Annotated in this window: 1 pseudogene; it reads left to right on the forward strand. The window is 34.9% G+C overall.

Annotated features, from left to right (window positions below):
- Positions 1 to 211: pseudogene (locus DNK84_RS14045) on the forward strand (hypothetical protein); the annotation flags it as partial.
- Between the last annotated feature and the right edge of the window lie 308 nt (positions 212 to 519).

The following is a 519-nucleotide window of genomic DNA, read 5'->3' on the forward strand; positions in this document are numbered from 1 at the left end:
AACTTTCTCTGACCCTGATGTGATCAATAAGCTTAAAGGTTATACTTTAATCCAGGCCAATGTCACACAAGTAGGAAACAATAGTAGCCAGCTTTTAAAGCAGTATCAGCTGTTTGGTCCGCCAAGTGTGATTATTTTTAATCATCAAGGAAAAGAAGAACACAAATTCGTTGGCAAAGTCGATGCTAAAGAGCTGATGGGGTCGATCTAAAAATGGTTTTTGCACAACTTTTGTGGTAAACCAATAGCTTCAAAACAGACACATGGTCGTATTCGTCATTCTAAAATGGCTGCTGATACAGAATAAGCAGTTTTTTTTTGATAAAATCTGGTTTATGTTATCTTATTGATGATAAAAATTGACAAAATCACCTAATACATTAAAAGCGCATAAAACGGATATAGAATCCATATAAGTTACCCTTTTGAAAGCTGCCGATAAGATCAAAAAGAACATAGATGCGCCAGTGTATAAGCCCTTTATGCTGTGGCTTGTGTTTCTAATATATATCTTAGATT

Source organism: Facilibium subflavum (assembly GCF_003574485.1).
GTDB classification, from domain to species: Bacteria; Pseudomonadota; Gammaproteobacteria; order Francisellales; family Francisellaceae; genus Facilibium; species Facilibium subflavum.